This is a genomic window from Microcystis sp. LE19-84.1B, from assembly GCF_027531875.1.
GTDB lineage: Bacteria > Cyanobacteriota > Cyanobacteriia > Cyanobacteriales > Microcystaceae > Microcystis > Microcystis panniformis.
The window spans coordinates 1-7,057 of the sequence record NZ_JAPZSR010000071.1 but is presented as its reverse complement, the minus strand read 5'-3'; the positions used below and the strand labels follow the sequence as shown (position 1 = coordinate 7,057).

The window sequence follows — 7,057 nt, the reverse complement described above, 5'->3', positions numbered from 1 at the left end:
AGGGAAACGATTGATAGGTATAGTTTTGAAAGAAGGAATCAAGGTAGAGGTAAGCAAAAAAATGGAGAAATGGGCAGCCCAAGAATTACAGTATGCAGACCTAGGGGACACCAGAAGAAAGAAAAGGTTAATCAGTATCGTAGAAAACTTGGCCAGCCAACCTAGTACAAGTGTGCCACAAGCTTCAGGAAATCTAGCAGCTTCAATTGTAGCCTGGAGATTACTCTGGTTAACCTATCAAGCACGCTTACACGGAGAGGAGAGTTGTGAAAGTTTTTTGGAAGAACATGAATGGCAATCTTTGTGTGCCACTATTCATAAACAGGGTCCGCCACCTGAAAAGCCGCCCTCCTTGGCCGGAAGCGGTCAGAATGATTGCTTCTCTTGGGGGTTTTTTAGGTAGAAAAGGCGACGGTGAACCCGGTGTTAAAACCATTTGGTTGGGACTGGGAAGGTAACATGATATCAGCCAGACTTGGAAACTATCTCATCAAATTGGTTCCCCCATAGAACCCCCTTGAGCCATCTGGCACACTTTTCTCTTTTTGTCAAATTTTATGTTAAGAAAGATGTGACTAATGGATAGCTTATCAAGGGGGGATTTAGGGGGGATTTATCTTCTATTTAATTAGAACCACTTACTTAACTGGTAATCGCGCTCTACCTTATGGCTAATTTTTCTGAACCCGTTGAGTCTTTTGATCTTTCAGCAGCCAATCTTAACGAAAACCCCGGCACTGCCGGTTTATTTGATCGCATTTTTACAATCTTAGTCTGGATTTGTGCCGCCTCTGGTTTAATTTTTCTGCTCTGGATGGCCTGGATTGTTTTTCAGGATGCGCGACCGGCGATCAATAAATTCGGTCTGGGATTTCTCTGGGGAACCACTTGGGATGTTAACGTCCTCAAATTTGGTGGTTTACCCTTTATTTTCGGTTCCGTTGTTTCCTCGATTCTAGCTCTTTTATTAGCCATTCCCCTCAGTGTTGCCGTTGCTTTAACCACTAGCGAGAATTATTTGCCGGCCAGTATCCGTTATCCCATCGGTTTTCTGGTGGAATTAATTGCCTCGATTCCTAGCGTAATTATCGGTTTATGGGGGATTTTCGTGCTAATTCCCGTGCTTAAACCCCTGCAAGAATGGTTATTTCAAAATCTTGCTTGGTTCCCTTTATTTAGTACCCAACCTTTGGGACCAAGTATGTTGATCGCCGGTGTGATCCTGGCCATCATGATTGTGCCGACCATTTCCGCTATTAGTCGCGATGTCTTGCTTACCGTCCCCTCGGAATTACGCAGCGCCTCCATGGCCCTAGGTGCCACTCGTTGGGAAACCATCTGGCGCGTCTTGTTGCCGGCGGCCAGTTCTGGCATTATCGGGGCGATTATCCTCGGTTTAGGGCGCGCTTTAGGGGAAACTATGGCGGTGGCCATGGTAATCGGTAACTCCTCGATTATTAGTCCCTCCCTCTTGGCCCCCGGTTATACTATTCCTGCTGTACTAGCTAATACTTTCCCAGAAGCTTTTGAAAAAGTCCACATCGGAGCTTTGATGTATCTAGCTTTGATTCTCTTTGTTATTACCTTAGCCGTCAATAGTGTAGCGGCTTTATTAGTACAGTTTATCAACCGCAATCGTTAATTTTATGACTCAAGGAGCTTTTCCCGAAGAAGATTTACAGCAACCCCTGTCACCGTGGCGACATTTTTTTACCAACGGTCTCACGGGTTTAGCGATCGCTCTTAGTGCCATCGCTATTCTGCCTTTATTCGCTATCCTCTTTCAAATTGTCAAAGAAGGTTTACCCGGATTCAATTGGCAAGTTTTCACCTCTTTACCCGCCCCAGTTGGCTCCGATCCTAGTGTTCCCAACGGTTTTGCCAATGCGATCGTGGGGACTTTAACCATGGTCGGTTTAGCATCCCTCGGCAGCATACCTCTGGGGATTCTCACCGGGGTTTTCCTCTCGGAATTCGCTCGGGGTTCCAAAATTGGTGGGATTCTGCGCTTTGCGATCGTGGTGTTGAGTAGTACCCCTTCCGTTATCGTCGGGGTGTTTTCCTTCGGGGTTTTGGTGTTAACTACCAAACAATTTTCCGCCGTAGCGGGGGCCTTTGCTTTGGGGGTGATTATGTTGCCCATCGTCGCTTTAACCACGGAAGAGGCACTAAAACTAATACCCATGTCCTACCGTCTCGGTTCCTCCGCTTTGGGGGGTTCCCGTTTCGATACGGTATTTCGCATTGTCCTGCCAGCAGCGATCGCACCGATTATGACCGGGATATTATTAGCAGTGGCCCGGGCTGCCGGAGAAACTGCCCCCTTAATGTTTACGGCTTTATTTAGTCAATTTTGGCAAGAAAGTCTTTGGTCGCCCACACCAGCTTTAACGGTGTTGATTTATAACTACGCTAGTTCCCCCTTTCCTGAACAAAATTCCCTAGCTTGGACAGCTTCTTTAGTCCTGATTATCTTAGTTTTAATTACTAGCCTTCTTTCCCGTTTTGTTACTCGTAAACGCTCAAATTAAGCATTTTTATGATGATCGATTCCTCTGCCATGAACACCCCTACTTCTCTAGCTAACTCGGCGATCGAAGTCGAAAATCTTAGCTTTTTCTACGGTAGTAAAAAAGCCCTGGAAGGGGTTTCTTTACAAATCCCGCAAAGGCAAGTAACCGCCATGATCGGCCCCTCTGGTTGTGGTAAATCCACTCTCTTAAAAGCCCTCAATCGCATCGGGGAATTAGAGGGACAAGTGACAGTTAAGGGCAAAGTTAGGTTTTTTGGTCAAGATATCTACGCCCCCAAAGTTAACCTTCACACCTTACGGCGACAGGTGGGTATGGTGTTTCAGCGTCCTAATCCTTTTCCCGCTAGTATTTACGATAATATTGCCTACGGTATTAGAATTTATCGTTCCGCCAGTCGCAGTGAATTAGATGCAATTGTGGAATCAGCTTTAAAAGGAGCTGCTCTTTGGAATGAAGTTAAAGATCTGTTGAATAAATCCGCTTTAGGATTGTCGGGAGGACAACAACAAAGATTGTGTATTGCTCGCGCTTTGGCAGTAAAACCAAAAGTATTATTAATGGATGAACCTTGTTCCGCTTTAGACCCCCTTTCTACCCTCAAAGTGGAGGAATTAATCCATGAATTGAAGGAACAATACACGATCGTCATTGTCACCCATAATATGCAACAGGCCTCTAGAGTATCCGATCGCACGGCCTTTTTTAATGCCGACGAAACCCGCGTCGGTCGTTTGGTAGAATTTGACACCACCCAGAAAATTTTCACCGATGCAGTTAATCAACAAACTCGCGATTATGTAGCCGGTAGATTCGGTTAATTTCTCTGGTCAGGAGACGGGAGACAGTGATCAGTTATCAGTTATCAGTTATCAGTTATCAGTTATCAGTTATCAGTTATCAGTTATCAGTTATCAGTTATCAGTTATCAGTAGTCAGGAGATTATTTTTATTTATTCTCCCCATTTCCCCATTTCCCCATTTCCCTACACCCTACACCCCACTCCCCACTCCCCACTCCCCACTCCCATAACCCAACCCCCTAAACCATAACGCTGCCCGATTTTGGTAGGATAAGAAATGTAACAAGAATCTTTCTTAACAGTCGGATAATTCATGGGCAACGATACCATCACCTTACTCTCCTCCCGGGAAATTGAAAAAATGCGTCGAGCCGGACGATTAGCGGCTAAACTGTTAGACCATCTGGCAGAAATGGTTAAACCGGGGGTAAGTACCCTAGAAATCAATGACGAGGCAGAACGTTGGACTCGCGCCCATGGAGCCAAAAGTGCGCCCCTAGGATACCATGGCTTTCCTAAGTCCATCTGTACTAGCATTAACGAGGTCATCTGTCACGGCATCCCCAGCGCCAATCAAATCCTCAAAGACGGCGATATTATTAACATCGATGTCACCCCGATTTTAGAAGGTTATCACGGCGATACCTCCCAGACTTTCTTTGTCGGTACTCCCTCCCCCCTAGCCAAAAAGTTAGTGGAAGTGACCAGAGAATGTCTGCAAAGAGGCATAGATGCGGTGCAGCCGGGGGGTAAAATCGGCGATATCGGCGCGGCTATCCAAGAATACGCCGAAGGAGAGGGATTTTCAGTGGTTAGAGATTTTGTCGGTCATGGTATCAGTAATGTTTTTCACACCGGTCCGCAGGTTCCCCACTACGGCATTCGCGGCAAAGGCAAAACAATTCGCCCCGGCATGGTATTCACCATTGAACCCATGATTAATGAGGGTACTTGGCAACATATTCTCTTAAAAGACGGTTGGACTGCTATTACTAAAGATGGTAAACTTTCGGCCCAATTTGAACACACCATCGCCGTCACCGAAACCGGTGTCGAAATCCTCACTTTACCCGATTAAATTTAGGGAACAGGAAACAGGGAATGGGAGAATGGGGAAATAGGGAAGTTTCAACGGGAGCATCTCACCTTTGTAACCCCTAAATCAGGTTTTTATGTCAAGCTATTTTGAAAGCCTTGCTAGAAACCAGTTTTATGGATAAGTATAATTACTCACTTGTATAAATGAGATGCTCCCAGTTTCAACTAATACCCCAAAACCCCCCGCAACGCGCACGAAGTGGTCACCCACCTCCCCACTGATAACTGATAACTGATAACTGATAACTGTTCACTGATAACTGATAACTGTTCACTGATAACTGAATATATGCAGTATCGTCGTTTCGGTCGCACTAATCTACAAATGCCGGTGTTTTCCTGTGGGGGAATGCGCTATCAATTTCAGTGGCAGGATTTGCCAATGTCGCAAATTCCCGACGAGAATCAAGGCAATTTAGAGGCAATCATTAATAAATCTCTGGAAGTGGGGATTAATCACATCGAAACCGCTAGGGGTTACGGCACTTCCGAGATGCAATTGGGCAAAATTTTGCCGCAACTACCGAGGGATAAGATTATCGTGCAGACGAAAGTTTCTCCTAGTCAAGATGTGCGGGAATTTCGCCGTAAATTTGAGCAATCCCTGCAATTTTTACGATTAGATTATGTGGATTTGTTGGGTATCCATGGCATCAACACCGCTGAAATTCTCGATGACACTATGGCCGAGGGCGGTTGTTGGCAAGAGGCGAAAAAATTACAGCAACAGGGAAAAGTTCGTTTTATCGGTTTCTCCACCCATGCACCAACTGATGTAATTGTCAAGACTATTGCAACAAATTGTTACGATTACCTCAATCTGCACTGGTACTATATTTTTCAGAATAACTGGCCGGCCATAGAAGCGGCAAAACAGCACGATATGGGCGTTTTTATCATTAGTCCCTCCGATAAGGGCGGCCATCTCTACAATCCTCCCCCTAAGCTCGTCGCTCTCTGTTCTCCTCTCAGTCCGATGGTTTTTAATGACCTATTCTGTCTCAGTCATCCGGCCGTTCATACCCTGAGTATCGGTGCAGCGCAACCCACAGATTTTGATGAACACCTGAAAACTTTACCCTTACTCGATCGAGCCGAGGAGATTTTACCAGCAATTATCGAGAGATTGCAAGGAGAGATGATCAACTGTTTAGGCGATAATTGGGTAAAAACTTGGTCTTTGGGTTTACCTAGCTGGGAAAATACCCCCAATCACATCAATATTCGTTCTATCCTCTGGTTACGCAATCTCGCTATCGCCTACGATATGATCGACTTTGCCAAGGCCAGATACAATCTCTTGGGGAATGGGGGTCATTGGTTCCCGGGTCAACAGGCAAAAGAGGTGGAAAAACTCGATTTAACTGCCTGTTTAGCCGCTAGTCCCCACGCTGATAAAATTCCTTATCTTCTCGCCGAAACTCATCGATTATTGTCGGGAGAGACGGTACAACGCTTAAGCAGTAGTTAATTAAAATTCGATGCCAGGTTGCGCTTTCACTCCCTGTTGACGAAAGGGATGTTTAATTAACTTCATTTCCGTGACTAAATCCGCTATCTCGATTAATTCAGGTAAAGCTCCTCTACCAGTGAGAATAACGTGACAATTAGCGGGTTTTCGGGCTAAACCAGCGATAACTTCCTGAATATCCAGATAACCGAATTTAAGGGCGATATTGATCTCATCGAGTAAAATTAATTTATATTGGGGATTTTCGAGAAAAGTTAGGGCTTTTTGCCATGCTTCTTGGGCTTTCTCTATATCTCTTTCTCTATCTTGAGTTTCCCAGGTGAAACCTTCCCCCATAGCATAAAACTCGATTTGTTCCCCCCAAACACTAAAAATCTTTTGTTCGGCAGGTTCCCAAGCACCTTTGATGAATTGTACCACCGCCACTTTGTAACCATGACCGAGGGAACGTAAAACCATACCGAGGGCTGCCGTGGTTTTTCCCTTACCATCGCCAGTATTAACGATAATTAAACCTTTTTCAGCAATTTTTTCGGCTAAACGTTCCTCTTGGATTGCCTTGCGGCGCTGCATTTTTTCTTTGTATTGTTCGGGAGTGAGTTGCATTCGGGTCTATCCAGTCAAATCAAGATAATTGTAACTCAAGGGGTTATTGATGGCCGTTTGCAGATTTTAACCAGCTAAATTGTCTGGGGATTGATGCCTAATTCTCGTAATTTTGCCGCTAATCTTTCCCTGGCTTGTCGTTCTTGTTCTTTTTCTAAAAGAGCCTGTTCTTTTTCTAAAAGAGCCTGTTCTTTTGCCTGTTGTTCCTGTTCCTTTTCTGAAAGAATCTGTTCCTTTTCTAAAAGAATCTGTTCCTTAGCTTGTCGTTCTTGTTCTTTTTCTAAAAGAGCCTGTTCTTTTGCCTGTCGTTCCTGTTCCTTTTCTAGAAGAATCTGTTCCCTTTCTAAAAGAATCTGTTCCTTTGCTTGTCTTTGCTGTAATTCAGCTTCTTGGGGAGTGGGAACCAGTTGACCATCGACGGTAAAATAACGCAGTTTCCGGTCAAATATGCCTAAATATAATCCTAACTCTTCACTCCAGAGATAACCCTGCTCATTGGCAGAAATAGCTTGATATTGTCCCTCAATTAGTCTAAATCCCTGCCATTC

Annotated in this window: 9 protein-coding genes and 1 pseudogene; 8 read left to right on the top strand and 2 right to left on the bottom strand. The window is 44.8% G+C overall.

The features are described from left to right. The 8 genes from O9324_RS27435 to O9324_RS04050 form a co-directional block, all read left to right on the top strand. Positions 1 to 403 (top strand): IS4/Tn5 family transposase DNA-binding protein (locus O9324_RS27435; protein ID WP_502846566.1); only part of this gene is annotated, 403 nt, incomplete at its 5' end. Continuing rightward, entirely contained in the window at positions 372 to 458 is an 87-nt protein-coding gene (locus O9324_RS27430) for an IS4 family transposase (protein ID WP_502846567.1), read from the top strand. The genes O9324_RS27435 and O9324_RS27430, both read left to right, overlap by 32 nt. A 209-nt stretch (positions 459 to 667) precedes the next feature. Then, positions 668 to 1,642 (top strand): phosphate ABC transporter permease subunit PstC, encoded by a 975-nt coding sequence (gene pstC, locus O9324_RS04075; protein WP_002767656.1) that lies wholly within the window; start codon positions 668 to 670, stop codon positions 1,640 to 1,642. Between the two features lie 4 nt (positions 1,643 to 1,646). Then, positions 1,647 to 2,531: a phosphate ABC transporter permease PstA gene (gene pstA / locus O9324_RS04070; protein ID WP_002767654.1), complete on the top strand. Its 885-nt coding sequence runs from the start codon at positions 1,647 to 1,649 to the stop codon at positions 2,529 to 2,531. A gap of 8 nt (positions 2,532 to 2,539) precedes the next feature. Further along, positions 2,540 to 3,352 (top strand): phosphate ABC transporter ATP-binding protein PstB, encoded by an 813-nt coding sequence (gene pstB, locus O9324_RS04065; protein WP_002767653.1) that lies wholly within the window; start codon positions 2,540 to 2,542, stop codon positions 3,350 to 3,352. Positions 3,353 to 3,378: 26 nt separating this feature from the next. Continuing rightward, entirely contained in the window at positions 3,379 to 3,564 is a 186-nt protein-coding gene (locus O9324_RS04060) for a hypothetical protein (protein WP_288139542.1), read from the top strand. Positions 3,565 to 3,647: 83 nt separating this feature from the next. After that, a complete protein-coding gene (map, locus tag O9324_RS04055) occupies positions 3,648 to 4,412 on the top strand; it encodes a type I methionyl aminopeptidase (protein WP_002767651.1) in 765 nt (254 codons plus the stop codon). Positions 4,413 to 4,721: 309 nt separating this feature from the next. Next, positions 4,722 to 5,903 (top strand): aldo/keto reductase, encoded by a 1,182-nt coding sequence (locus O9324_RS04050; protein WP_002767650.1) that lies wholly within the window; start codon positions 4,722 to 4,724, stop codon positions 5,901 to 5,903. Here the strand turns inward: O9324_RS04050 and cobO are convergent, their stop codons facing one another. Together cobO and O9324_RS04040 are read right to left on the bottom strand one after the other, a co-directional pair. After that, positions 5,904 to 6,509, bottom strand: coding sequence for a cob(I)yrinic acid a,c-diamide adenosyltransferase (gene cobO / locus O9324_RS04045; RefSeq protein ID WP_002767649.1), 606 nt, complete (start codon positions 6,507 to 6,509; stop codon positions 5,904 to 5,906). A 74-nt stretch (positions 6,510 to 6,583) separates the two neighbouring features. Beyond that, positions 6,584 to 7,057: pseudogene (locus tag O9324_RS04040) on the bottom strand (Uma2 family endonuclease); the annotation flags it as partial.

Bases quoted from the DNA above. Each gene is read 5' to 3' on its own strand.
- O9324_RS27430 (WP_502846567.1), top strand. From the start codon at position 372: ATGATTGCTTCTCTTGGGGGTTTTTTAGGTAGAAAAGGCGACGGTGAA.
- pstC (WP_002767656.1), top strand. From the start codon at position 668: ATGGCTAATTTTTCTGAACCCGTTGAGTCTTTTGATCTTTCAGCAGCC.
- pstA (WP_002767654.1), top strand. From the start codon at position 1,647: ATGACTCAAGGAGCTTTTCCCGAAGAAGATTTACAGCAACCCCTGTCA.
- pstB (WP_002767653.1), top strand. From the start codon at position 2,540: ATGATGATCGATTCCTCTGCCATGAACACCCCTACTTCTCTAGCTAAC.
- map (WP_002767651.1), top strand. From the start codon at position 3,648: ATGGGCAACGATACCATCACCTTACTCTCCTCCCGGGAAATTGAAAAA.
- O9324_RS04050 (WP_002767650.1), top strand. From the start codon at position 4,722: ATGCAGTATCGTCGTTTCGGTCGCACTAATCTACAAATGCCGGTGTTT.
- cobO (WP_002767649.1), bottom strand. From the start codon at position 6,509: ATGCAACTCACTCCCGAACAATACAAAGAAAAAATGCAGCGCCGCAAG.